At 66.8% G+C, this 23241-nt stretch carries 23 protein-coding genes and 2 pseudogenes; 20 read left to right on the forward strand and 5 right to left on the reverse strand.

All coding sequences use genetic code 11. The annotated features are described in order from the left end of the window. The first annotated feature begins 57 nt into the window (after positions 1–57). The 3 genes from MSG_RS04250 to MSG_RS04260 are packed head-to-tail and all read left to right on the forward strand — an operon-like array spanning position 58 to position 2485. Positions 58–996 carry a crotonase/enoyl-CoA hydratase family protein gene (locus MSG_RS04250; RefSeq protein ID WP_096437385.1) on the forward strand — a complete coding sequence of 313 codons (939 nt, stop codon included), beginning with the start codon at positions 58–60 and terminating at the stop codon, positions 994–996. Positions 997–998: 2 nt separating this feature from the next. Then, entirely contained in the window at positions 999–1721 is a 723-nt protein-coding gene (locus tag MSG_RS04255; RefSeq protein ID WP_096437387.1) for a PaaX family transcriptional regulator C-terminal domain-containing protein, read from the forward strand. Further along, positions 1718–2485: a crotonase/enoyl-CoA hydratase family protein gene (locus tag MSG_RS04260; RefSeq protein ID WP_096437389.1), complete on the forward strand. Its 768-nt coding sequence runs from the start codon at positions 1718–1720 to the stop codon at positions 2483–2485. The genes MSG_RS04255 and MSG_RS04260 overlap by 4 nt, the downstream gene beginning before the upstream one ends. A 15-nt stretch (positions 2486–2500) precedes the next feature. On the opposite strand, the gene MSG_RS04265 is transcribed toward MSG_RS04260, so the two are convergent. Together MSG_RS04265 and MSG_RS04270 are read right to left on the reverse strand one after the other, a co-directional pair. Continuing rightward, positions 2501–2935, reverse strand: coding sequence for a DUF3060 domain-containing protein (locus MSG_RS04265; protein WP_096444047.1), 435 nt, complete (start codon positions 2933–2935; stop codon positions 2501–2503). A gap of 78 nt (positions 2936–3013) precedes the next feature. Next, positions 3014–3382 (reverse strand): DUF3060 domain-containing protein, encoded by a 369-nt coding sequence (locus tag MSG_RS04270; protein ID WP_096437391.1) that lies wholly within the window; start codon positions 3380–3382, stop codon positions 3014–3016. A 199-nt stretch (positions 3383–3581) separates the two neighbouring features. Here MSG_RS04270 and MSG_RS04275 point away from each other — a divergent pair, with 199 nt between their 5' ends. The 10 genes from MSG_RS04275 to MSG_RS04320 all read left to right on the forward strand — a co-directional run bounded on the left by MSG_RS04275 (position 3582) and on the right by MSG_RS04320 (position 13949). Then, complete coding sequence (locus tag MSG_RS04275; protein ID WP_096437393.1) at positions 3582–4226, forward strand: TetR/AcrR family transcriptional regulator; 645 nt, start codon at positions 3582–3584, stop codon at positions 4224–4226. 281 nt (positions 4227–4507) lie between these two features. Further along, positions 4508–4882 (forward strand): 30S ribosomal protein S12, encoded by a 375-nt coding sequence (gene rpsL / locus MSG_RS04280; RefSeq protein WP_007167812.1) that lies wholly within the window; start codon positions 4508–4510, stop codon positions 4880–4882. Next, complete coding sequence (rpsG, locus tag MSG_RS04285) at positions 4882–5352, forward strand: 30S ribosomal protein S7 (protein ID WP_044509806.1); 471 nt, start codon at positions 4882–4884, stop codon at positions 5350–5352. Before rpsL ends, rpsG begins: the two co-directional genes overlap by 1 nt. Positions 5353–5444: 92 nt before the next feature. Beyond that, positions 5445–7550, forward strand: coding sequence for an elongation factor G (gene fusA / locus MSG_RS04290; protein WP_096437396.1), 2106 nt, complete (start codon positions 5445–5447; stop codon positions 7548–7550). 182 nt (positions 7551–7732) lie between these two features. Then, entirely contained in the window at positions 7733–8923 is a 1191-nt protein-coding gene (tuf, locus tag MSG_RS04295) for an elongation factor Tu (RefSeq protein ID WP_096437398.1), read from the forward strand. A 165-nt stretch (positions 8924–9088) separates the two neighbouring features. After that, entirely contained in the window at positions 9089–9883 is a 795-nt protein-coding gene (locus tag MSG_RS25820; RefSeq protein ID WP_105886860.1) for a PE family protein, read from the forward strand. Between the two features lie 133 nt (positions 9884–10016). After that, entirely contained in the window at positions 10017–10838 is an 822-nt protein-coding gene (locus MSG_RS04305) for an SHOCT domain-containing protein (RefSeq protein WP_096437400.1), read from the forward strand. 79 nt (positions 10839–10917) lie between these two features. Next, positions 10918–11745 (forward strand): mycofactocin-coupled SDR family oxidoreductase, encoded by an 828-nt coding sequence (locus MSG_RS04310; protein ID WP_096437402.1) that lies wholly within the window; start codon positions 10918–10920, stop codon positions 11743–11745. Positions 11746–11754: 9 nt separating this feature from the next. Then, a complete protein-coding gene (locus tag MSG_RS04315) occupies positions 11755–12954 on the forward strand; it encodes an NAD(P)/FAD-dependent oxidoreductase (RefSeq protein WP_096437404.1) in 1200 nt (399 codons plus the stop codon). A gap of 5 nt (positions 12955–12959) precedes the next feature. Beyond that, positions 12960–13949 carry a D-2-hydroxyacid dehydrogenase family protein gene (locus MSG_RS04320; protein WP_096437406.1) on the forward strand — a complete coding sequence of 330 codons (990 nt, stop codon included), beginning with the start codon at positions 12960–12962 and terminating at the stop codon, positions 13947–13949. Positions 13950–13989: 40 nt separating this feature from the next. Here the strand turns inward: MSG_RS04320 and MSG_RS04325 are convergent. Both MSG_RS04325 and mftR read right to left on the reverse strand, forming a co-directional pair. Further along, a pseudogene (locus MSG_RS04325) lies at positions 13990–14328 on the reverse strand (DUF2332 family protein); the annotation flags it as partial. Next, complete coding sequence (gene mftR / locus MSG_RS04330) at positions 14329–14925, reverse strand: mycofactocin system transcriptional regulator (protein WP_162899146.1); 597 nt, start codon at positions 14923–14925, stop codon at positions 14329–14331. An 86-nt stretch (positions 14926–15011) separates the two neighbouring features. On the opposite strand from mftR, the gene mftA reads away from it, so the two are divergent. The 7 genes from mftA (at position 15012) to mftG (ending at position 21669) form a co-directional block, all read left to right on the forward strand. Continuing rightward, positions 15012–15101, forward strand: a complete 90-nt coding sequence (mftA, locus tag MSG_RS04335) for a mycofactocin precursor MftA (RefSeq protein WP_096437408.1) — start codon at positions 15012–15014, stop codon at positions 15099–15101. After that, the gene (gene mftB, locus MSG_RS04340; protein WP_181159138.1) at positions 15086–15415 is read left to right on the forward strand and encodes a mycofactocin biosynthesis chaperone MftB; all 330 of its coding nucleotides are present in this window, start codon (positions 15086–15088) and stop codon (positions 15413–15415) included. Before mftA ends, mftB begins: the two co-directional genes overlap by 16 nt. After that, positions 15412–16617, forward strand: coding sequence for a mycofactocin radical SAM maturase (gene mftC / locus MSG_RS04345; protein WP_096437412.1), 1206 nt, complete (start codon positions 15412–15414; stop codon positions 16615–16617). The genes mftB and mftC overlap by 4 nt, the downstream gene beginning before the upstream one ends. A 2-nt stretch (positions 16618–16619) precedes the next feature. Beyond that, a complete protein-coding gene (gene mftD, locus MSG_RS04350; RefSeq protein ID WP_096437414.1) occupies positions 16620–17810 on the forward strand; it encodes a pre-mycofactocin synthase MftD in 1191 nt (396 codons plus the stop codon). A gap of 232 nt (positions 17811–18042) precedes the next feature. After that, a complete protein-coding gene (gene mftE / locus MSG_RS04355; protein WP_096437416.1) occupies positions 18043–18774 on the forward strand; it encodes a mycofactocin biosynthesis peptidyl-dipeptidase MftE in 732 nt (243 codons plus the stop codon). A 34-nt stretch (positions 18775–18808) separates the two neighbouring features. Next, positions 18809–20221 carry a mycofactocin biosynthesis glycosyltransferase MftF gene (mftF, locus tag MSG_RS04360; protein ID WP_096444050.1) on the forward strand — a complete coding sequence of 471 codons (1413 nt, stop codon included), beginning with the start codon at positions 18809–18811 and terminating at the stop codon, positions 20219–20221. Positions 20222–20229: 8 nt separating this feature from the next. Then, positions 20230–21669, forward strand: a complete 1440-nt coding sequence (mftG, locus tag MSG_RS04365; protein WP_096437418.1) for a mycofactocin dehydrogenase MftG — start codon at positions 20230–20232, stop codon at positions 21667–21669. Positions 21670–21690: 21 nt separating this feature from the next. Here mftG and MSG_RS04370 read toward each other — a convergent pair. Beyond that, a pseudogene (locus MSG_RS04370) lies at positions 21691–22938 on the reverse strand (glycosyltransferase); the annotation flags it as partial. Between the last annotated feature and the right edge of the window lie 303 nt (positions 22939–23241).

Genomic DNA, 23241 nt, shown 5'->3' on the forward strand with positions numbered 1-23241 from the left:
CAAGATGACCCGCGCCGTCGACGATGCAGAGCGTAGCAATGAGGAGGAGCGGCGCCCGTGACACATGCGATCAGGCCGGTCGACTTCGACAACCTGAAAACGATGACTTACGAGGTCACCGACCGGGTTGCGCGGATCACGTTCAACCGGCCGGAAAAGGGCAACGCGATCGTCGCGGACACCCCGCTGGAGCTCTCGGCGTTGGTCGAGCGTGCCGATCTTGACCCGAACGTCCACGTCATTCTGGTATCCGGTCGCGGCGAAGGCTTTTGCGCCGGCTTCGACCTTTCCGCCTATGCCGACCGCACCGGCTCGGCGGGCGGCACCGGCCCGTACGCGGGCACCGTGCTGGACGGAAAGACCCAGGCGGTCAACCATTTGGCCGATCAGCCGTGGGACCCGATGATCGACTACCAGATGATGAGCCGCTTCGTGCGCGGCTTCTCCAGCCTGATGCACGCCGACAAGCCAACCGTGGTCAAGATTCACGGCTACTGCGTGGCCGGCGGTACCGACATCGCCCTGCATGCCGACCAGGTGATCGCCGCGGCGGACGCCAAGATCGGCTACCCGCCGACCCGGGTGTGGGGCGTGCCTGCGGCGGGGTTGTGGGCCCACCGGCTCGGCGATCAGCGCGCCAAACGCCTGCTTTTCACCGGCGATTCGATCACCGGCGCCCAGGCGGCCGAGTGGGGCCTGGCAGTCGAGGCGCCGGACGCGGCAGACCTCGACGAGCGCACCGAACGACTGGTACAGCGGATCGCGACGGTGCCGGTCAACCAGTTGATCATGGTCAAGCTCGCGCTGAATTCAGCTTTGCTGCAACAGGGTGTGGCCACCAGCAGGATGGTCAGCACGGTGTTCGACGGCGTCGCGCGCCATACACCCGAGGGACACGCTTTCGTTGCCGACTCGGTCGAGCATGGCTTCCGTGAGGCGGTTCGGCACCGTGACGAGCCATTCGGCGACTATGGCAGGCGGGCCTCGGAGGTCTAGTCATGCGGAAGATGACGGCGCGTTCCGTGGTGCTCAGCGTGCTCCTCGGTGCCCACCCGGCGTGGGCCAGTGCCAGCGAATTGATCACGCTGACAGCGGATTTCGGGATCAAGGAGTCCGCGCTGCGCGTCGCGCTGACCCGCATGGTCGGCGCCGGCGACCTGATCCGTTCCGACGACGGTTACCGGCTGTCGGATCGGCTGCTGGCTCGCCAGCGCCGCCAGGACGACGCGATGCGCCCGCGCACCCGGAACTGGCGTGGATCCTGGCAAGTCCTCATCGTCACGAGCGTGGGCACCGATGCCAGCACCCGCGCCGCGCTGCGAACGACCATGCACCACAAGCGGTTCGGTGAGTTGCGCGAAGGTGTGTGGATGCGGCCAGACAATCTCGAGCTCGAGCTCGAGCCCGACATGGGGAAGCGGGTGCGAATACTGAGCGCCCGCGATGATGCGCCCGCTGAGCTGGCGGGTCGGCTGTGGGACCTGCCCGAGTGGGCCGGCACCGGACACCGGCTGCTTGATGAAATGGCCGGGGCCCGCGACATTCCGGCTCGCTTCGTGGTGGCGGCGGCCACGGTGCGCCACCTGCTCACCGACCCGATGCTGCCCGCTGAACTGTTGCCTACCGATTGGCCCGGTGCCCCGTTGCGCGCCGCCTACCACGATTTCGCCACTGAGCTCGCGCACCGACGCAACCTGACCCAACTTATGGAGGTGACATGAACGAGCCGGTGCGGGTAGAACGCAAGGGTCCGGTGACCACGGTGATCCTGGACCGGCCCGGCGCGCGCAACGCCGTCAACGGGCCGACGGCGGCCGCCCTCTACCAGGCGTTCGACGACTTCGATCGCGACGATTCCGCGTCGGTCGCCGTGCTGTGGGGCGACAACGGAACCTTCTGCGCGGGAGCCGATTTGAAGGCTTTCGGCACACCGGAGGCCAACGCGGTGCACCGGGATGGTCCCGGCCCGATGGGGCCATCGCGCATGGTCTTGTCGAAACCGGTGATAGCGGCGGTAAGCGGCTACGCCGTGGCCGGCGGTCTGGAGCTGGCCATCTGGTGCGACCTGCGAGTCGCCGAGGAGGACGCCGTATTCGGTGTCTTCTGCCGGCGCTGGGGCGTGCCGCTGATCGACGGGGGCACGGTGCGACTGCCACGGTTGATCGGCCAGAGCCGGGCGATGGACATGATCCTCACCGGCCGCGGTGTCCGGGCCGACGAAGCGCTGGCGATGGGACTGGCCAATCGGGTGGTCCCGAAGGGCCACGCCCGCCGGGCGGCCGAGGAGTTGGCGGCCGAATTGGCCGCGCTGCCGCAGCAGTGCCTGCGCTCGGATCGGCTGTCGGCCCTGCAGCAGTGGGGATTGTCGGAATCCGAGGCGATCGACCGCGAGTTCGCGAGCATCGCCAAGGTGGCCGCTGAGGCCACCGAGGGGGCGGGACGGTTCGCCGCGGGCGCGGGCCGCCACGGTGCGGCCGCGGGCTGATCCAACGACCCGCGGTCAGCTTCCCTTGCTGATGGTGTTGCCCGAGCCGAGGTTGTCCACCTTCGGGTCGCCGTCCCTGTAGGTGATGGTGTTGTTTAAGCCCAGCACCGTGATGCGTGTTTCGACCTTGTCGACGGTGACCTTGTTGTCGGTGCCGCCGATGGATACCGTCGCGCAGCTCCCGGTGACGGTCAGGGTGTTGTCCGAGCCTGCGACGTTGAGCGACTTGCCGGTGGCGCAATCGAGGGTGGTCGTGGTCCCCATCGACCCGTAGTTCAGCATGTTGCCGATCTCCACCGAAGCGGTGGTGCTCGGGCTGCCCGTGGTCGGCGCGGCCGCGGCACTGGTTGTTGTTGTTGTTGTTGTGCTGCCTGCCGGTGGGTTGGCTGTCGAACTGCAGCCGGCCAGCGCTACGGCGGCGACGGCCGGGGCCAACGCGAACGCAGTCAGTCGGGGACAGCGGTCAAATATGTTGGCGTGCAAGGTTTCTCGATCCTCTCGATGGGACGGGCGGCGCAGGTGCGCGTTCTAGGTGCCGACCTGCTGCAGCCGATTCGTCATACCCAGTTCGCGGCCGCGATCCCAGAGGAACGGTGAGCCGCTCTTGTAGAACACCGTCTCGTCGTAGCCGTAAACGGTGATGTCGTGCGAGACCGAGTCGGCGACGATGGTGTTCCCCGAACCCATCACCGTCACCGCGTAGCAGTTCCCCAGCGCGGTGACATTGTTGCCCGTGCCGTTGACGATCAGCGTGGCGTCGTTGCAGTCGACCACCTGGACCGTGTCCTGCCCGATCACGTGCGTGTCGCCGTTGTTGGCGTGAGCCTGCGGTGCCGGGGCCCCAGCGACGGCGACGACACAGACCGCCAGCGAGCCGGTGACTGCGGTCCAGTTCATTGCGGGCCCCCTCGCGACGGGTGGATCAGCTCAACAGAGCCTGCAAAGAGATTACGTGCATACCCGCGCTCGATGGCAGAGTTTTCTCTCCAGTGGTGATCGCTCCCCACCTGGCGGTCGCCGGAGCAGGTTCGCGGGTGCGTCAACTAGAGTCATTAGCTGACTTTGATCCGGGTCCCGCTAGCGAAGGGCGATCGCCATGGCAGCTCGGCCGGAACCACCGGCGGCCGGGCGTCAGCGCGCGGGCAGGTCTGCGTCCCGCCCCGCCAAGCTGAGTCGTGAGGGCATCGTCGACGGAGCGCTCACGTTCCTGGACCGGGAGGGCTGGGATTCCCTGACCATCAATGCCCTGGCGACGCAGCTGGGCACCAAGGGCCCGTCGCTGTACAACCACGTCGACAGCCTGGAGGACCTGCGCCGCGCGGTGCGGATCCGGGTCATCGACGACATCATCCTGATGCTCAATCGGGTGGGCGAGGGCCGTGCCCGTGACGACGCGGTGCTGATGATGGCCGGTGCCTACCGCAGCTATGCCCATCACCACCCGGGGAGGTACTCGGCGTTCACCCGGATGCCCCTGGGCGGCGACGACCCGGAGTACACCGCGGCCACCCGGGGCGCGGCCGCGCCGGTGATCGCCGTGCTGTCCTCCTACGGTCTGGACGGCGAAGAGGCTTTTTACGCGGCGCTGGAGTTCTGGTCGGCGTTGCACGGGTTTGTGCTGCTGGAGATGACCGGCGTGATGGACGACATCGACACCGATGCGCTGTTCTCGGACATGGTGTTGCGCCTGGCGGCGGGGCTGGACCGGCGCACCGCGGGGCACGGCGCCGGGCCGCAGTGACCGCAGGCCGCCCGGCTGACTCGCGCGCGGTGGCCGTCGTCCAGCGGCCGCTTTGACCTGTCCGACCAGGGCCGGGTATTGTGGTGGCTCGTGCCTGGCGGCTTACGGCGCCTGACGTAAGGGAGCGGATGCCGGGCTAATTCGCATGTCTCCGACGCAACGGATTCCTCCGCTGCCGAGCGCATGCGACACACCCGGCCGCGGGGTAAGGCGGCGGGGCATAACTGCAGTACACAGACTTAAAGACAGCTAGCACGACCTCGAACACAGAAAGCCGGTAGATGCCAACCATTCAGCAGCTGGTCCGCAAGGGTCGCCGCGACAAGATCGCCAAGGTCAAAACCGCGGCCCTGAAGGGCAGCCCGCAGCGTCGTGGCGTATGCACTCGCGTGTACACCACCACCCCGAAGAAGCCGAACTCGGCGCTTCGGAAGGTAGCGCGTGTGAAGCTGACGAGCCAGGTCGAGGTCACCGCCTACATCCCCGGTGAGGGCCACAACCTGCAGGAGCACTCGATGGTGCTGGTGCGCGGCGGTCGTGTGAAGGACCTGCCCGGTGTGCGGTACAAGATCATCCGCGGTTCGCTGGACACCCAGGGCGTCAAGAACCGCAAGCAGGCCCGCAGCCGCTACGGCGCCAAGAAGGAGAAGAGCTGATGCCGCGCAAGGGACCCGCGCCCAAGCGTCCGTTGGTCAATGACCCGGTCTACGGGTCGCAGTTGGTGACCCAGCTGGTCAACAAAGTTCTGCTGCAGGGGAAGAAATCGCTGGCCGAGCGCATTGTCTATGGTGCGCTCGAGCAGGCCCGCGACAAGACCGGTACCGATCCGGTGATCACCCTCAAGCGGGCGCTGGACAACGTCAAACCAGCCCTGGAGGTGCGCAGCCGCCGCGTGGGTGGTGCGACCTACCAGGTGCCTGTCGAGGTGCGTCCGGACCGGTCCACCACGCTGGCGCTGCGCTGGCTTGTCAGCTTCTCGCGGCAGCGTCGGGAGAAGACCATGATCGAGCGCCTGGCGAACGAGATTTTGGACGCCAGCAATGGTCTCGGGGCCTCCGTCAAACGGCGCGAGGACACCCACAAGATGGCCGAGGCCAACCGCGCCTTCGCGCACTATCGCTGGTAGGAGCCGGGAAACGGCGCCAATTGGCAGGGTGGCCGGGCGGCGCGAGACCGACAGCGAACTAACCAAGCAATCGAAAGAGTGGGAAGACTTCTGTGGCACAGAAGGACGTGCTGACCGACCTGACCAAGGTCCGCAATATCGGCATCATGGCGCACATCGACGCCGGCAAGACCACGACGACCGAGCGCATCCTCTACTACACCGGCATCAGCTACAAGATCGGTGAGGTGCACGACGGTGCCGCCACCATGGACTGGATGGAGCAGGAGCAGGAGCGGGGGATCACCATCACCTCCGCCGCCACCACCTGCTTCTGGAACGACAACCAGATCAACATCATCGACACCCCGGGCCACGTCGACTTCACCGTCGAGGTGGAGCGCAGCCTGCGCGTGCTCGACGGTGCCGTGGCCGTCTTCGACGGCAAGGAGGGTGTCGAGCCGCAGTCCGAGCAGGTTTGGCGGCAGGCCGACAAGTACGACGTTCCGCGCATCTGCTTCGTCAACAAGATGGACAAGATCGGCGCCGACTTCTATTTCTCGGTGAAGACCATGGAGGAGCGCCTCGGCGCCAACGTCATTCCGATTCAGCTGCCCGTCGGCTCCGAAGGTGACTTCGAGGGCGTCATCGACCTGGTCGAGATGAAGGCCAAGGTGTGGAGCGCCGAGGCCAAGCTGGGTGAGAAGTACGACGTCGTCGACATCCCCGCCGACCTGCAGGACAAGGCCGACGAGTACCGCACCAAGTTGCTCGAGGCCGTCGCCGAGACCGACGAGGCGTTGCTGGAGAAGTACCTCGGCGGCGAAGAGCTCACGGTCGCCGAGATCAAGGGCGCGATCCGCAAGCTGACCATCAGCTCGGAGGCCTACCCGGTGCTGTGCGGCAGTGCGTTCAAGAACAAGGGCGTGCAGCCGATGCTCGACGCCGTCATCGACTACCTGCCCTCGCCGCTGGACGTGCCGCCTGCCATCGGCCACGCGCCAGGCAAGGAGGACGAGGAGAGCGTCCGCAAGCCGTCGACCGACGAGCCGTTCTCGGCGCTGGCGTTCAAGGTCGCCACGCACCCGTTCTTCGGCAAGCTGACCTACGTCCGGGTGTACTCGGGCAAGGTCGACTCCGGCAGCCAGGTCATCAACGCCACCAAGGGTAAGAAGGAGCGGCTGGGCAAGCTGTTCCAGATGCACTCCAACAAGGAGAACCCGGTGGAGACCGCGTCGGCGGGCCACATCTACGCGGTGATCGGGCTCAAGGACACCACCACCGGTGACACCTTGAGCGACCCCAACAACCAGATCGTGCTGGAGTCGATGACCTTCCCCGACCCGGTCATCGAGGTCGCCATCGAGCCCAAGACAAAGAGCGACCAGGAGAAGCTGAGCCTGTCGATCCAGAAGCTCGCCGAAGAAGACCCGACGTTCAAGGTGCACCTGGACCAGGAGACCGGCCAGACCGTGATCGGCGGCATGGGCGAGTTGCACCTGGACATTCTGGTGGACCGCATGCGCCGCGAGTTCAAGGTCGAGGCCAACGTCGGCAAGCCGCAGGTGGCCTACAAGGAGACCATCAAGCGGGCGGCCAACAACGTCGAGTTCACCCACAAGAAGCAGACGGGTGGCTCGGGCCAGTTCGCCAAGGTCATCATCAACCTCGAGCCGTTCACCGGCGAAGACGGTGCCACCTACGAGTTCGAGAACAAGGTCACCGGTGGGCGCATCCCGCGGGAGTACATCCCGTCGGTGGACGCCGGCGCCCAGGACGCGATGCAGTACGGCGTGCTGGCCGGCTACCCGCTGGTGAACATGAAGGTCACCTTGCTTGACGGCGCCTACCACGAGGTGGACTCCTCGGAAATGGCGTTCAAGATCGCGGGTTCACAGGTGCTGAAAAAGGCTGCGCAGCAAGCCCAGCCGGTGATCCTCGAGCCGATTATGGCGGTCGAAGTGACCACACCCGAGGACTACATGGGTGACGTGATCGGCGACCTGAACTCTCGCCGTGGCCAGATTCAGGCCATGGAGGAGCGGGCTGGTGCGCGCGTCGTTCGGGCGCACGTGCCGCTGTCGGAGATGTTCGGCTACGTCGGCGACCTGCGGTCCAAGACACAAGGCCGGGCGAACTACTCCATGGTGTTCGACTCGTACGCGGAAGTTCCGTCGAACGTGTCGAAGGAGATCATCGCGAAGGCGACGGGCGAGTGAGTCGCGAGGCGACGGCGAGTGAGCGCAGCTCACGAGTGAGGAGCCGAGCAATGAATTCGTCGGATCCGAGCGGTGGTCGTCAGTCCGCCAAGGGGTAACCTGGCCCGGTCACAAACCGCGGCACAACTACAAACATCAACACTGCTTTTTAACAAGCACCAACAGTCCAGGAGGACACAAAAGTGGCGAAGGCGAAGTTCGAGCGGACGAAGCCGCACGTCAACATCGGGACCATTGGTCACGTTGACCACGGCAAGACCACGCTGACCGCGGCTATCACCAAGGTTTTGCACGACAAGTACCCCAACCTGAACGAGTCGCGCGCATTCGACCAGATCGACAATGCGCCCGAGGAGCGTCAGCGCGGTATCACGATCAACATCTCGCACGTCGAGTACCAGACCGAGAAGCGGCACTACGCCCACGTCGACGCCCCGGGTCACGCCGACTACATCAAGAACATGATCACCGGCGCCGCCCAGATGGATGGCGCGATCCTGGTGGTAGCCGCGACTGACGGACCGATGCCGCAGACCCGGGAGCACGTGCTGCTGGCCCGCCAGGTCGGCGTGCCCTACATCCTGGTGGCGCTGAACAAGGCCGACATGGTCGACGACGAGGAGCTGCTCGAGCTCGTCGAGCTGGAGGTCCGCGAGCTGCTGGCCGCCCAGGAGTTCGACGAGGAGGCCCCGGTTATCCGCGTCTCGGCGCTGAAGGCGCTGGAGGGCGACGCCGAGTGGGTGAAGTCCGTCGAGGAGCTGATGGACGCCGTCGACGAGTCGATCCCGGACCCCGTCCGCGAGACCGACAAGCCGTTCCTGATGCCTGTTGAGGACGTCTTCACGATCACCGGCCGTGGCACCGTGGTGACCGGTCGTGTGGAGCGCGGCGTCATCAACGTGAACGAGGAAGTCGAGATTGTCGGCATCCGTCCGACTAGCACCAAGACCACGGTCACCGGTGTGGAGATGTTCCGCAAGCTGCTGGACCAGGGCCAAGCCGGCGACAACGTCGGGCTGCTGCTGCGTGGTATCAAGCGTGAGGACGTCGAGCGCGGTCAGGTCGTGGTCAAGCCCGGCACCACCACGCCGCACACCGAGTTCGAGGGCAGCGTCTACATCCTGTCCAAGGACGAGGGCGGCCGGCACACGCCGTTCTTCAACAACTACCGTCCGCAGTTCTACTTCCGCACCACCGACGTGACCGGTGTGGTGACGCTGCCGGAGGGCACCGAGATGGTAATGCCCGGTGACAACACCAACATCTCGGTGAAGCTGATCCAGCCCGTCGCCATGGACGACGGTCTGCGATTCGCGATCCGCGAGGGTGGCCGCACCGTCGGCGCCGGCCGGGTCGTCAAGATCATCAACTGATACACCAGGCATAGTCAGCACAAGGCCCGGGTTGCCAGCGGCAATTCGGGCCTTGTGCTTTCGTTTGGGTCAAAATCGTGCGCCCAACTCCGGTAAGATCAACGATGCCCAGTATCGAGTTGACGGTGCGTTTGGCCCACCGTCGCGGTCTGGCGGGAGGTTCGGATGTCGTTTGTGAACGCGACGCCGGAGTATGTGGCGGCGGCGGCATCTGACCTGGCCAATATCGGATCGGCGATCGGCGACGCCAACTTGGCGGCATCGGGTCCAACCTCCAGCGTTTCTGCGGCGGGCGCCGATGTCGTCTCGGCGACCATCGCCCAGCTCTTCGGCGCGCATGCGCAGGCATATCAGGCGATCAGCGCCCAGGCGGCGCAGTTCCACCAGCAATTCGTCCAGTTGATGAGCAGCGGCGCCGCCGAGTATGCGGGCGTCGAGGCGTCCAACGCCGCGCCCCTGCAGGCGACGCAGCCGCTGATCAGCGGCGCGGCGCAGGCGGGTTCGGTCGCGGCGGGGGTGCCCGCGGCGGGTGCGGCGCAGGCACCTGCCGCTGTGGCGCCGGCCGCGGCCCCGGCCGCCGCTGCCGCGCCGCTGTCGTCGGCCGTCTCCCCGGCGGTGGCGGCGCCGGTGAGCGCCGCGATCGCCTCGTCGCCGGCCGGATCGCCGGCAACCGGCGCTGTGCTCGCGTCGGCGCGGGTCGAGACGCCGGGATATCCAGATGCGCCCGCAGCGCCCGCGGCTGCTTCCGCGCCAGCGGAAATAGACGCCGCGGTGTCGTCGGCCACCGCGCTGCCGGTCGCCCCGCAGGCGGAAGCCTTGGACGTGTCGTCGGCCAGCGCCCTGCCGGCGGTGGCGCCGCCGGTCGCGGCCGCGCCCGCGGTGCTGGCAGCGTCGCACGCGAACGCACCGACCGCCGGCTCGGATGCCGCCAAGATGCGGCCGAAAGTGACGCCACGCTGAACGCTTGCGCCGGTGGAAGCGCTTAACTAGCCCGCAAAGCCAAGAGCAAACGCGGACGCGACTGCGGTTCCGCTGTACCGCGACCGGCGCGGGGCTAGTCTGGCACGGACTCCCCGAGGGCTAGGAGAGATACGTGCTGGCGCGCTACCTGAAGACACAGTTGTTGGTGTTGCTGTGCGGTGGCCTGGTGGGGCCGATTTTCCTGGTGGTGTACTTCACCCTCGGCCTGGACAACCTGCTGCAGTGGATGCTCTATGTCGGCCTGCTCATCACCGTGGCCGATGTGCTGATCGCCCTGGCGTTGACCAACTACGGCGCGAAGTCGGCGGCCAAATCGGCGGAGCTGGAGCAGCACGGAGTGCTTGCGCTGGCCCAGATTACCGGGCTCACCGAGACCGGGACCCGGATCAACGAGCAGCCGGTAGTCAAGGTGAACCTGCACATCGCCGGACCGGGGTTCGTGCCGTTCGAGCGCCAGGACCGGGTCATCGCCAGCGTCACCCGCCTGGGTAATCTCACCGCACGCAAGCTTGTGGTGCTGGTCAATCCCACCACCCAGGAGCACCAAATCGACTGGGAACGCAGTGCTTTGGTCAACGGCCTGGTGCCAGCCCAGTTCAACTTGGCCGAGGACAACAGAACCTACGATTTGAGCGGGCAAGCCGGGCCGTTGATGGAGATTTTGCAGATCCTCAAGGCCAACGGGGTTCCACTGAACCGGATGGTCGACATCCGGTCGAACCCAGGGCTGCGCGCGCAGATCCAGGCTGTGGTGCGCCGCGCGGTCGAACAGCAGCCGCCGGCCGCGCAGCCCGCTGCCGGCACACCCGCTGCCGCACCGGGTCAACCGTCGATCGCCGAACGGCTCCAAGAGCTCGAGACGCTGCGCGCCAGCGGCGCGGTGACGGACGAGGAGTACAACGTCCGCCGCACCCAGATCATCTCGGAGATCTGAACCGGTCCCGACTTCGGGAGACGTTAGAACACGTTTCAGTTCCGCTGCTAGCCTGTTTTTCGGCGAAAGGGGCGTGCCCGTGGCGGGTCAGGGTGGAGCACTGCAGGGACGGGTCGCGTTCGTGACCGGCGCGGCGCGCGCCCAAGGGCGATCGCACGCGGTGCGGCTGGCCCGCGAGGGCGCCGACATCATCGCGCTCGACATCTGCGCGCCGGTGTCGAGCACGGTGACCTACACCCCGGCGACGCCCGAGGACCTGGTCGAAACCGTGCGGCTGGTGGAGGCGGAGGGGCGCAAGGTGCTGGCCCGCGAGGTCGATGTCCGCGACGATGCGGCGGTGCGGCAACTGGTTGCCGACGGCGTCGAACAATTCGGCCGCCTCGACATTGTGGTGGCCAACGCCGGCGTGCTGGGCTGGGGCCGGGTCTGGGAGCTCACCGACGAGCAGTGGGACACGGTGATCGGCGTCAACCTGACCGGCACCTGGCGCACCCTGCGCGCGGCAATACCCGCGATGATCGAGGCCGGCAACGGTGGCTCCATCGTGGTGGTCAGCTCGGCCGCGGGCGTGAAGGCCACCCCGGGCAACGGCCATTACGCCGCAAGCAAATTCGGGCTCACCGCCCTGACCAACACGCTGGCCATCGAGCTGGGGGAGTTCGGCATCCGGGTCAATTCCATTCACCCCTACTCGATCGACACCCCGATGATCGAGCCGGAGGCGATGATGGAGATCTTCGCCAAGTATCCCGCCTTCGTGCACAGCTTCCCGCCAATGCCGCTGCAGCCCAATGGCTTCATGAAACCCGACGAGGTATCCGACGTTGTGGTGTGGCTCGCCGGCGACGGGTCCGGCACGGTTTCGGGCACCCAGATCAACGTCGACAAGGGCGCCTTGAAGTACTGATTCGCGATCGTGTATGAACACCACGTGACCAGTAGCCAGAGCGACAAAGGGATCGTGATCGTCGGCGGCGGGCTGGCCGCCGCCCGGACCGCCGAGCAACTCCGCCGGTCGGAGTACCCCGGGCGCATCACGATCGTGAGCGACGAGACGCATCTGCCCTACGATCGGCCGCCGCTGTCCAAGGAAGTGCTGCGCAAAGAGGTCGACGACGTCGCGCTCAAGCCGCGCGAGTTCTACGAGGAAAAAGACATCACGCTGCGGCTGGGCGCCGCGGCCACCGCCCTGGACCCCAGCGCGCAGACGGTGACCCTCGCCGACGGGACCGTGCTCGGCTACGACGAGTTGGTGATCGCCACCGGGTTGGTTCCGCGGCGCATTCCGGCATTCCCGGATCTCGAGGGCATACGTGTGCTGCGGTCGTTCGACGAGAGCATGGCGCTGCGCGAACACGCATCCGAGGCCAGGCGTGCCGTGGTGATCGGCGCCGGCTTCATCGGCTGCGAGGTCGCGGCCAGCCTGCGCAGCCTGGGCGTCGATGTGGTGCTGGTCGAGCCGCAACCTACCCCGCTGGCCGCGGTGCTCGGCGAGCAGATTGGTGAATTGGTGGCTCGCCTGCACCGCGACGAGGGCGTGGACGTGCGCACCGGTGTCGGCGTGGCGGAGGTGTTCGGCGACGGGCATGTCGAGCAGGTGGTGCTCAGCGACGGCACCGAGCTGACCGCGGACCTGGTCGTCGTCGGCATCGGATCGCGACCGGCCACCGAATGGCTCGAGGGCAGCGGCGTCGAGGTCGACAACGGAGTGATCTGCGACGAGTCCGGAAAAACCAGCACGCCCAACGTGTGGGCGCTCGGCGACGTCGCATCCTGGCGGGATGCGGCGGGACACCAAGCGCGGGTGGAACATTGGAGCAATGTCGCCGACCAGGCACGAGTCGTGGTGCCCGCGATGCTGGGGCAGGAGGTGCCCGAGGTCGTGGTGGTCCCGTACTTCTGGAGTGACCAGTACGACGTGAAGATCCAGTGCCTCGGCGAGCCGGAGGCCACCGACATCGTGCATGTGGTGGAAGACGACGGACGAAAGTTCCTGGCCTACTACGAGCGTGATGGCGTCGTCGTCGGCGTGGTCGGCGGCGGCATGCCCGGCAAGGTCATGAAGGTCCGCGGCAAAATCGCCGCCGCTACCCCCATCTCCGAACTGCTGGGCTGATCCGCATGCCCCGAGTGGCGATCCTCGACGACTATGCCCGCGTCGCGACCGAACTCGCGGACTGGTCGCCGGTGCAAAGCCGTTCCGAGGTCTCCGTTTTCGACCGGCACCTGTCCGAAGCGCAGGCCGTGGAAGCGCTGCGGCCGTTCCAGGTGCTGTGCACCCTGCGCGAACGAATGGCCCTGCCCCGCACGCTGATCGAGCGGCTGCCGAGCCTCAAGCTCATCACGATCGTGGGGCGAAGCCTGCCGAACCTGGACTTGGACGCCGCCACCGATCACGGCGTCCTGGTCGCACACTCCGATTTCGCGAGCCCGCGATTCCGCGCCGTGCGCGACGCGACTCCGGAACTGGCCTGGGGACTGATGATTGCCACGGTACGTCATCTCGCCGACGAACATCGCCGAATGCGCGACGGCGGGTGGCAGACGACGGTGGGTATGACACTGTCCGGCAAGACACTCGGAATCCTTGGCCTCGGCAGGACCGGCACCCGAATGGCCGAATACGCGAAAGCGTTCGGCATGAACGTCATTGCGTGGAGTCAAAACCTCACCGACGAGACCGCGGCCGCGGCCGGGGCGCGCAAGGTCGAGAAGGCGGAGCTGTTCGAGCAATCCGACGTGGTCTCAATCCACCTGGTGCTCTCCGAACGCACCCGCGGTGTGGTCGGCGAGACCGAGCTGGCCCTGATGAGGCCGCACGCCTACCTGATCAACACCTCTCGGGGACCGATCGTCGACGAGCCCGCGCTGATCGCCGCGTTGCGTGCCGGGCGCATCGCCGGCGCCGGGCTGGACGTCTTCGGCGCCGAACCGCCCGCGCCCGACCATCCGTTGCGCCTGCTGCCGAATGTGACATTGTCGCCTCATCTCGGCTACGTCACCCGGGAAATGCTAGCCGCCTTCTACGCCGACACCATCGAAGCCGTGGTGGCCTGGCTGGACGGAACGCCGATCCGAATCGCCAACCCCGAGGCAGTGCCCAACGGCTAGGCCGCCGGGAAAACCCTTGCAATCATTCCCAATTCACTAGCAGTCGGCCGCGCCAGGCGTCGTCGATGGTCACCGGCGAGTCGACCGGTCCCCACTGCCCGCCGGCGTGCCGGTATTGGTAGTGATCGGCCCGCAGGTTCAGCCCGGCGCTCGATCCGACCTCGAAAAGTCATACGAGCAAGCCAAATTCGTGATTTATCCGCAACAGTGCGCCGATCAGCGCCGCGGATCGGCCCACCTCGTTGGTCTGCGGCGGTTGGGCAAGCCTCGCGCACAGCGGGTCGGCGTGCTCGACCGCCGCGGCCGTGATCGAGGGCCAGGCGGCCGGGGCGTCCCAGCTGCCCCCGGTGCTCGGATACCAGCGCCGCAGAACCGGCGCTCACGGTTCGAGGTCGTTCAGGCCGGCGCCGACGACATCGAAGGCATACCCGAGGGCGTCGGGCAGTGTCACCGATTCGTCGCCGAGCCAGTGCTCGTAGGCGCTCAGCGCGACGCCCAGCATCGTCCAGGCGACCGTCTGGGGCAGCGGGTCGTCGGTCTTCCGATTCAGCCGGCGGGCCACAAAGGCCGCCATCACCCCCCGCCAGCCCGCGTACATGGTCATCGAATACGCCTGCAGTTCGGCGGTCTGCAGGATGACCCGCATGCGTTGGCGGTGCCCGACCGTCTCGGACTCGTCAAAGGTGTTGAAGGCCAACAGCGCCGCGCGCAGGGCCGCGCCCAGCCGGACCTGCGGATCGACAGCGTCGAGCAGGTCCTCGAGGTGGGCGAGGTGGGTGTCGAAGTCGCCCCAAAGGATGGCGTTCTTGGAAGCGTAATAGCGGAACAGCGTCCGGCGGGAGATGCCGGCGGCCTGCGCGACGTCGTCGACGCTCACCTCCGCGAAGCCGTGGTTGACGAAGAGCTCGATGGCGACGTCGGTGATGTGTTGGGGGGTCGTCGAGCGGCGCCGGCCCAGTCGCGACTGCGGCATCATCAGGTCCGCCCTTCCATTGCGGCACTCGATGCCATATTGTGTCCAGATCGACCGATCATTGTCGAGTCCTAACGAGAGGCGGATTCATGGACCACGAGACCGAGACTGCCACCGAGCTTGTCACCGAAAGCCTGGTGGAGGAAGTGTCCATCGACGGTATGTGCGGGGTCTACTGACCGTGCCTGCGCCCGCGCAGGCCGGGCCGGGGCAAACCCTGTTCGATCCTGATCGCGGCTGGCGGTTGCACCCGCAGGTGGCGGTTCGACCGGAACCGTTTGGCGCACTGCTCTACCACTTCGGCACCCGCAAGCTGTCTTTTCTGAAGAACCGCACCATCCTTGCGGTGGTGCACTCGCTGGCCGACCATCCCGACGTCCGGTCGGCCTTGCGCGCCGCGGGCCTGGACGACTCCGGGCAGGCGCCGTACCTACACGCGCTGGGTGTGCTGGTCGATTCACGCATGCTGGTACCCCAGGAGGACCATCGATGACAACAGCGGCCCCCGTTCCCCGGCTCATCGAGCAGTTCGAGCACGGACTGGACGCACCCATCTGCCTGACCTGGGAGCTCACCTACGCTTGCAACCTGGCCTGCGTGCACTGCCTGTCCTCGTCGGGCAAGCGTGACCCACGAGAGCTGTCCACCCGCCAATGCATGGACATCATCGACGAGCTGGAACGCCTGCAGGTGTTCTACGTCAACATCGGCGGCGGGGAACCCACTGTGCGCCCGGACTTTTGGGAGCTGGTCGACTACGCCACCGAGCACCACGTCGGGGTGAAGTTCTCGACCAACGGGGTGCGCATCACCCCGGAGGTCGCCGCCCGACTGGCCGCCAGCGACTACGTGGATGTCCAGATCTCGCTGGACGGCGCGACGGCCGACGTCAACGACGCCGTCCGCGGGCCCGGCTCGTTCGCGATGGCGGTGCGCGCGCTGGAGAACCTCGCCGCGGCCGGCTTCTCCGACGCCAAGATCTCCGTGGTGGTCACCCGGCACAACGTCGACCAGCTTGACGAATTCGCTGCCCTGGCAAGCCGTTACGGCGCCACGCTGCGGATCACCCGGTTGCGGCCGTCCGGGCGCGGCGCGGATGTCTGGGAGGATCTGCACCCCACCGCGGCTCAGCAGGTCCAGCTCTACGACTGGCTCGTCGCCAAGGGGGAGCGGGTCCTCACCGGCGACTCCTTCTTCCATCTGGCGCCGCTGGGCTCGTCGGGCGCGTTGGCCGGCCTGAACATGTGCGGAGCCGGCCGGGTGGTGTGCCTGATCGACCCGGTGGGCGACGTCTACGCCTGCCCGTTCGCCATCCACGACCGATTCCTGGCCGGAAACGTGTTGACGGACACCGGTTTTGGGGTTGGTTTTGACAACGTATGGAAGAACGCCCCGCTATTCCGCGAGTTGCGGGAGCCGCAGTCGGCGGGCGCCTGCGGCAGTTGCGGGCATTACGACAGCTGTCGCGGCGGCTGCATGGCGGCGAAGTTCTTCATGGGCCTGCCGATGGATGGGCCGGACCCCGAATGCGTCCAGGGGCGCAGCGCCTCCGCGCTGGCGCGCGACCGGCAGACCCCGCGCCCGCGTGCCGACCACTCGCGCGGCCAACGCATCCGCCAGCCGGTGCCGCTGACCCTGTCGGTGCGGCCGCCGCAGCAACCGCCGGCGCGGCTGTGTAACGAGAGCCCGGTTTAACCGTGGCCGACGAATGGTTCGAAACTGTCGCTATCGCTCAGCGACGCGCAAAGCGCCGCTTGCCGAAATCCGTTTATGCGGCACTGGTTGCGGCGAGCGAAAAAGGAATTACGGTCTCCGATAACGTCGAAGCTTTCGGTGAGCTCGGCTTTGCGCCTCACGTCATAGGTGCTCAGGAAAAGCGTGACTTGTCGACCACCGTTATGGGACAGGATATTTCCATGCCGGTGGTGATTTCCCCCACCGGCGTTCAAGCGGTCGACCCCGACGGCGAGGTCGCCGTCGCGCGAGCCGCCGCCGCACGCGGAACGGCGATGGGTCTGTCCTCGTTTGCCAGCAAGCCGATCGAGGAAGTCATCGCGGCAAACCCCAAGCTGTTCTTCCAGGTGTACTGGCTGGGCGGCCGTGACGCGATCGCGCAGCGGGTGGAGCGGGCGCGCGCGGCCGGTGCGGTCGGTTTGATCGTCACCACCGACTGGTCCTTCTCGCACGGGCGCGACTGGGGCAGCCCCAAGATTCCCGAAGAGATGAACCTGCGGACCATTCTGCGACTGTCACCGGAGGCGGCCTTCAAGCCCCGGTGGTTCCTGAAGTGGGCGAAGACCCTGCGCCCGCCGGCGTTGTCGGTGCCGAACCAGGCGGCGCGCGGCGAGGCCGGTCCACCTTTCTTTGCCGCCTACGGGGAGTGGATGGGCACGCCCCCGCCGACGTGGGAGGACATCGCCTGGTTGCGCGAGCTATGGGGCGGCCCCTTCATGCTCAAGGGCGTGATGCGCGTCGATGACGCGAAAAGAGCTGTGGATGCCGGGGTTTCGGCCATATCGGTGTCCAACCACGGCGGCAACAACCTGGACGGGACACCGGCGTCGATCCGTGCGCTCCCGCCAGTGGTGGCGGCGGTCGGCGACCAGGTCGAGGTGTTGCTCGACGGTGGCATCCGGCGCGGGAGCGATGTCGTCAAGGCAGTGGCACTGGGGGCGCGGGCGGTGCTGATCGGGCGCGCCTATCTGTGGGGTCTGGCCGCGAATGGTCAGGCTGGCGTCGAGAACGTGCTCGACGTTCTGCGCGGCGGCATCGACTCCGCGCTCATGGGGCTCGGGCATGCCTCGGTGCACGACCTGACCCCCGCCGACATCCTGCTGCCACCCGGCTTCACGCGGGCCCTGGGCGTGCCGTCGGCTCCGGAGGGCTGAGCCCGGACCCATGCCGATCTTGACCAATTCGGGCGGCTTTGCCAGGTATTGAATTGGTCGGTGGATGTGCCAGTCGGGTACTGGCGAAAGTAGCTATCAGCGAGCAGAATCGACGCCGACGACAATTGTGATACGCGCGGGGCAACCGTGACGCACGAGCCGAATATCGACCGTTCGATGAACAGCCCAGAAAAAAGTTAACTTTGAAGGTGCAACAATTGGTGCACGCCAGGTGAATTCGGCCTACCATCACCGAGTGCCCGTACTCGGCGAGTTAGGAACTACGACGTCGAGCCAGCTGTCAAGCACCTCGTCGTCGATATTGATCCCGCTGGGGTCGACTGAGCAACACGGTCCGCACTTGCCGTTGGACACCGATACCCGGATCGCGACCGCTGTCGCCCGGGGGGCACGGGCCCGCCTCGACGAGCAATGGTTGGTCGCACCGGCCATCGCGTACGGCGCCAGCGGCGAGCACCAGAGTTTCGCCGGGACCATCTCCATCGGCACCGACGCCCTCACCACGCTGCTGGTGGAGTACGGCAGGTCGGCGGCGTCCTGGGGCCACCGGCTGGTCTTCGTCAACGGTCACGGCGGCAACGTCGCGGCGCTGGACGCCGCCGTGCGACAGCTGCGGTCGGAGGGCCGTGACGCCGGTTGGTGCCCCTGCGCCGCCGCCGGCGCTGACGCCCATGCCGGCCACACCGAAACATCAGTGTTACTGCATATCTCGCCGACCGATGTGCTGACCGACCGCTGGCTTGCCGGAAACCGGGCGCCGCTGCCCGACCTGCTGCCGTCGATGCGCAGCGGCGGAGTCGAGGCGGTTAGCCCGGTGGGCATCCTGGGGGACCCGACCACGGCGACCGCCGCCGAGGGCAAGCGCATCTTCTCCGAGATGGTCGACGGCTGCGTGCGCCGGGTCGCCCGCTGGGCACCCGGGCCCGACGGGATGCTGACATGAGCGCGCCTCCCGGTTGTGGGGGAGAGCGGTGCACATGACCGCGCCCCGATTGCCGGACGGATTCGCCGTCCAGGTCGATCGCCGCGTCCGAGTACTCGGCGACGGCTCGGCTCTGCTCGGCGGCTCGCCGACCCGCCTGCTCAAGCTGGCTCCCGCGGCTCAGGGCATGCTGTCCGACGGCCGCCTCAAGGTGCGCGACGACGTCAGCGCGCAGTTGGCCCGCACCCTGCTCGACGCCACGGTGGCGCATCCACGGCCGGCCGGTGGCCCGTCACACCGGGATGTGACCGTGGTAATTCCGGTGCGGGACAACGTTTCTGGTGTGCGTCGCCTGGTGAGCCAGCTGCGCGGGTTGCGCGTCATCGTGGTGGATGACGGTTCGGTTTTTCCCATCGAGCCCGAAGACTTCGCCGGCGCGCACTGCGACGTCCAGGTGCTGCGTCACCCGCGCAGCAGGGGCCCGGCGGCGGCGCGCAACACCGGCCTGGCGGCCTGCACGTCCGAATTCGTCGCGTTCCTGGATTCCGACGTCTCGCCGCGCCGGGGTTGGCTGGAAGCCCTGCTCGGCCATTTCTGCGATCCCACTGTCGCGCTGGTCGCACCGCGGATCGTCGGCCTGGCCCAGAGCGAGAACCTGGTGGCGCGCTACGAGGCGGTGCACTCGTCGCTGGACCTCGGTCAGCGCGAGGCGCCGGTCTTGCCGCACAGCACGGTGTCCTACGTGCCCAGTGCGGCAATCATCTGCCGCCGCTCGGCCATCGCCGACGTGGGCGGGTTCGATGAGACCATGCAGTCCGGCGAGGACGTCGACCTGTGTTGGCGCCTGATCGAAGCGGGCGCCCGCCTGCGTTACGAGCCGATCGCGCTCGTCGCCCACGACCACCGCACGCAGCTGCGAGATTGGCTCGCGCGCAAGGCATTCTACGGCGGATCCGCAGCTCCGCTGTCGGTGCGGCATCCGGACAAGACGGCGCCGGTGGTGATCTCCGGCTGGGCGCTGACGGCGTGGATCCTGATGGCGCTGGGGACCAGCCTGTCCCAGCTGGCGTCGATCGTGATCGCGGTCTTGACCGGCCGGCGGATCGCCAGGGCGATGCGCGGCGCCGACACCTCGATCGCCGACGTCGTGGTGATCGCGACCCGCGGCCTGTGGTCGGCGGCGCTGCAACTGGCCTCGGCTCTGTGCCGGCACTACTGGCCCCTGGCGCTGCTCGCCGCCGTGGTGTCGCGCCACTGCAGGCGAGTCCTGGTGGTCGCCGCCGTCATGGACGGCGTGGTCGACTGGCTCCGGCGCCGGGACAGCACCGGCGACGACGCCGAACCGATCGGGCTGCTGACTTATCTCTTGCTCAAGCGCGTCGACGACCTTGCTTATGGTCTGGGACTGTGGAGGGGCGTGTTGCGAGAGCGCAACCTGCGCGCGCTCAAGCCGCAGATCCGCACCTAGCTCCTGCCTTGACCACGGCTGCCTCGCACAGCGATGTGCTGATTGTCGGCGCCGGCAGCGCTGGATCGGTTGTTGCCGAACGCCTTTCCGCCGATTCGCGGTGTGCGGTGACCGTCCTCGAGGCGGGACCCGGCCTCGAGGACCCGAGCCTGCTGGCGCGGACCACGAACGGGTTGCAGCTGCCGATCGGTGCCGGCAGCCCGCTGGTTAAGCGGTATCAGACCCGGCTCACCGACCGGCCCGTCCGCCTCGTGCCGATCGTGCGCGGGGCGACGGTCGGCGGCTCGGGCGCCGTCAACGGCGGTTACTTCTGCCGCGGCCTGCCCCGGGATTTCGATCGGGCCGCCGTTCCCGGCTGGGCGTGGTCCGACGTCGTCGGGCATTTCCGGGCGATCGAGACCGACCTGGATTTCGCGAGCCCCGCCCATGGCGCCACGGGTCCCATCCGCGTTCGCCGCACCCACGAACTGACCGGGACCTCGGAGAGCTTTGCGTCGGCCGCACAGCGCGCAGGCTTCCCCTGGATCGCCGACCTCAATGACTGTGGGCCGGAACTTGTTTCGGGCGTGGGTACGGTCCCGCTCAACATCGTGGACGGACTACGGCTCGGGTCGGGGGCAGGATTCCTGATCCCGGCCCTGCGACGGCCGAACCTGACCTTGCTGGCGCGGACGCGGGCCCTGCGCCTGCGCTTCGACGGTACCGTCGCGGTCGGCGTCGATGCGGTGGGCCCGCAGGGGCCGACCAGGCTCACCGCGGATCGGATTGTGCTGTGCAGCGGCGCAATCCAATCTGCTCACTTGTTGATGCTCTCCGGTGTCGGCGATGAGGCGATGCTGCGGGCCGCTGGCGTGCCCGTGCTGGCCGCGCTACCGGTGGGAATGTTTTGCAGCGACCACCCCGAATGGGTGCTGCCGACGAATTGGGCGGTGGCCGCCGGCCGTCCGGTGCTGGAGGTGGTGCTCAGCACCGACTACGGCGTCGAGATCAGGCCGTATACAGGCGGTTTCGTCGCGATGACCGGGGACGGCACCGCAGGCCATCCCGATTGGCCGCATATCGGGGTGGCGCTGATGCAGCCCCGCTCGCGGGGGCGCATCACGCTGGTGTCGGCAGATCCCGATGTGTCGCCACGTATCGAACACCGCTACGACAGTGAGCCCGACGATGTCGCGACGTTGCGCCGGGGCAGCGAACTCGCCCGCGAACTGGCCAGTGCGGCAACATATGTCGGCTCACCGGTATGGGCCACCTCGCAACACCTTTGCGCCAGCGCCCCGATGGGTGCCGACGGGGATCCGCACGCCGTCGTCGATCCGCGGTGTCGGGTCCGCGGGCTCGAGAACTTGTGGGTGATCGACGGCTCCGTGCTGCCCGAGATCACCAGCCGGGGCCCGCACGCGACCATCGTGATGATCGGGCATCGCGCCGCTGGGTTCGTTGGCTGATTCAGGCACAGAAGACCTGCGAGCGAGACCCTCTACAAGATCGGCAGCAGCCAGGGGACTCGCTGCAGGTCGGGTCATCTGGGCTGCGATCTCGCGGGCCCGCGTGGCGTATTCCGGGGCGAGGACGGTACGCAGGTCCGCAATCAGCGTCTTCTCGGTGACGCTCGACAAACTCCGCGTGGCACCGACTTTCAGTCGGGTGACCCGAGCCCCCCAAATTTTTTGGTCAATGTCTGTCGACAGGATCAAGGTGGGGACGCCGGCACGCAAGCTCGCAGCCGTGGTGCCGGTGCCACCATGGTGCACCACCGCGCGGCAGTAAGGGAACGTGGTCGCGTAGTTGACGGTGTCGACAACTTGCACATGGTCCGCATGGGCGACATCGCCGAAATCGGTTGCGGCAGAGCAAATGAGCGCCCGGGCGCCCAATTGCGCGCAGGCCGCGCTGATCATGTCGAACGCGTCGGCCGGGGATTTGATCGGCATGCTACCGAAGCCGAAAAAAATCGGTGGTGATCCCGCGGCGATCCACGACATGACTTCGTCGTCGGCATCCGTTGGCAATTCCAGCGTCAGCGCCCCGACGAACGGCCGCTGCCAATCCCCATGCGCCCATTCGGCAGCCAACCCGGGAAAACACACGGCGTCATAAGCCTGGATCTCCAGCGATCCACGTTCGGTGAATCGACGCGACAAGGGCCCCCGTGCCTTAGGTAAGCCCAGGTCGCGGCGCTGTGCGCGCTCGAGCTTGCTACTTAGACGCCAAGCCACCCATTCGTACACTTTCATTGCGGCACGGCTCAACCGCGGCGGCAGCGCCGAGATGAGCTGGCCGTTTGACCGCAACGGGAAGTGATGCAGTGTCACCAAAGGAATGTCATGGTAATCCGCGACGTTGACGGCGGCCTGTTCGAAATTCACGCCGGTGACAAGGAGATCCGCACCATCGGTCAACGACGCCAGCGTGGCGCAGATGTGGTCCCAGCGCTGCAGGGCGGGTAGCACCGTTTCACGCCGCAACCTGATCAGACGTCGGATCTTCCAAAAGTTGGCGAAGAATGCCGTCCAGAAGTCGCGGTGCGCGTTCATAGTCGAGCGCGAGTCAGGCCCGAAAGCGACCACGGTGGGCACAGTCAGCTGGGCGAACTCAACCAGGTCTGGAGGAGCGGCCATGCAAACGTCGTGGCCGCGACTCAGCAGTTCACGACCAAGAGCAACGCATGGCTCGATATCGCCACGACTCCCATAGCTCGCCAGCACAAATTTCATCGTGGATCACACGCCCTCAATTGCCTTACGCGTTGCATGTAGTGGGGGTGGCCCGTGCCGCTCGCTGTTCGACGCTGATCCAAAGTCCAAAGCCTTTGCACCCCGCCTGTCCCCAGCTCGTCAGATCGCGTAGAACTCAGTTATATGTGCATGAAATGCCAGATCGTACCATAGACATTGGATCGTATATGACAAGTGTCTTTCGAAGATCAGCGAAAGTGACTCACTGTCAAGGTGTTCGAAGTCTTGACGAGCAGTTGACGCTAGGCGGTGAGCGGCCATGGGATGAATCGCCGCAAGGAG

Source organism: Mycobacterium shigaense (assembly GCF_002356315.1).
Classification (GTDB): Bacteria; Actinomycetota; Actinomycetes; order Mycobacteriales; family Mycobacteriaceae; genus Mycobacterium; species Mycobacterium shigaense.

Bases quoted from the DNA above. Each gene is read 5' to 3' on its own strand.
- rpsG (WP_044509806.1), top strand. From the start codon at position 4,882: ATGCCGCGCAAGGGACCCGCGCCCAAGCGTCCGTTGGTCAATGACCCG.
- MSG_RS04260 (WP_096437389.1), top strand. From the start codon at position 1,718: ATGAACGAGCCGGTGCGGGTAGAACGCAAGGGTCCGGTGACCACGGTG.
- mftC (WP_096437412.1), top strand. From the start codon at position 15,412: ATGACAACAGCGGCCCCCGTTCCCCGGCTCATCGAGCAGTTCGAGCAC.
- MSG_RS04320 (WP_096437406.1), top strand. From the start codon at position 12,960: ATGCCCCGAGTGGCGATCCTCGACGACTATGCCCGCGTCGCGACCGAA.
- MSG_RS04275 (WP_096437393.1), top strand. From the start codon at position 3,582: ATGGCAGCTCGGCCGGAACCACCGGCGGCCGGGCGTCAGCGCGCGGGC.
- mftF (WP_096444050.1), top strand. From the start codon at position 18,809: ATGACCGCGCCCCGATTGCCGGACGGATTCGCCGTCCAGGTCGATCGC.
- rpsL (WP_007167812.1), top strand. From the start codon at position 4,508: ATGCCAACCATTCAGCAGCTGGTCCGCAAGGGTCGCCGCGACAAGATC.
- mftR (WP_162899146.1), bottom strand. From the start codon at position 14,925: ATGATGCCGCAGTCGCGACTGGGCCGGCGCCGCTCGACGACCCCCCAA.
- MSG_RS04270 (WP_096437391.1), bottom strand. From the start codon at position 3,382: ATGAACTGGACCGCAGTCACCGGCTCGCTGGCGGTCTGTGTCGTCGCC.
- MSG_RS25820 (WP_105886860.1), top strand. From the start codon at position 9,089: ATGTCGTTTGTGAACGCGACGCCGGAGTATGTGGCGGCGGCGGCATCT.
- mftA (WP_096437408.1), top strand. From the start codon at position 15,012: ATGGACCACGAGACCGAGACTGCCACCGAGCTTGTCACCGAAAGCCTG.
- MSG_RS04255 (WP_096437387.1), top strand. From the start codon at position 999: ATGCGGAAGATGACGGCGCGTTCCGTGGTGCTCAGCGTGCTCCTCGGT.